The organism is Endozoicomonas sp. ONNA2 (assembly GCF_024606365.1).
GTDB lineage: Bacteria > Pseudomonadota > Gammaproteobacteria > Pseudomonadales > Endozoicomonadaceae > Endozoicomonas.
In genome coordinates, this window is sequence record NZ_JAHHPO010000528.1 from 1 (window position 1) to 1,122 (window position 1,122).

The following is a 1,122-nucleotide window of genomic DNA, read 5'->3' on the forward strand; positions in this document are numbered from 1 at the left end:
TCGGGAAGCGGGCGGCGGGTAGCGTCTGTAGAAATGTCAAAGTTATTTCAGGACAATTCCATAGAGATTAAGGTAACGTGTTGTCAGATATGAACTTTACCAATGCCTGTGACTTGATTGACTGATAAGATGGTTAGCATATTGTCATTCAGCCTGAACGCCGAAAAGCCGGAACCATTTTTGCAGGAACACGCCTAAGCCAAAAACTGGACTCCAACAATAAACAGAAACAAGGCAAACAGCTTCTGCAGCTTTTCTGCGGGAAGTTTATGAGCAATACGAGCACCCAGTCGTGCAAATAGAACACTGGCCAGGACAATGCCCAGAAAAGCTGGCCAATAAACATATCCGGTAGCCAGAGCAGGCAGGCCTGCATGCCTTTCACCCAGCACCATGTTAGATAGGGCCCCCATCACAGCAATAGGAAAACCGCAGGCCGCCGAGGTACCAACAGCCTGCTTCATGGTAAGGCTGATCCTGCGCAAAAATGGCACAGAAAGCGTCCCCCCCCCCAATGCCAAACATACTGGAAACAGCGCCAATCAAAACGCCGACACTCACCAGTATTGCTGCGCCCGGCACTTTGGCACCTTCATGGACCTTAAACCCGAACCACATTTTTGCCGACACCAGGATCGCAAAAACACCAAGAAGCTTCTGCAACAGGTGCCCACTGAGATTCACGGCGGTATAGACCCCGAGGAAAGCACCGGCAAGAATACCGACACTTAACGTGACAAAGATCGACCATCGAACAGCGCCCTTATCCTGATGCGCCTTGATGGAACTGAGGGATGTGACCACCATAGTGGCAAGGGATGTGCCTACCGCCATATGGGTCAACACCTCAGGGGCCATACCCTGGATGGTGAAGCTGAAAATCAGCACTGGAACAATAATCAGCCCGCCACCAATACCAAACAAACCGGCCATAACTCCGGCACCAGCTCCAAGGACAAGGTAGAGGAGAAAGAGCATTTTTTATTCCTTACAAAAATTGCAATTATACGACGATAAATTATTATCAGGTGAGTCTATTTTCAGGGTGCTCCTGTTGAGCCGATATTTCAGCCGGGCTCGGTTTTGGCGATGGCCACCTGGTTCAAACGACTGGGGTAGAGT

Annotated in this window: 1 pseudogene; it reads right to left on the reverse strand. The window is 50.0% G+C overall.

Annotated elements, in window-relative coordinates:
• Positions 1 to 194: 194 nt before the first annotated feature.
• Positions 195 to 978: pseudogene (locus KDK14_RS09360) on the reverse strand (sulfite exporter TauE/SafE family protein).
• Positions 979 to 1,122 lie beyond the last annotated feature (144 nt).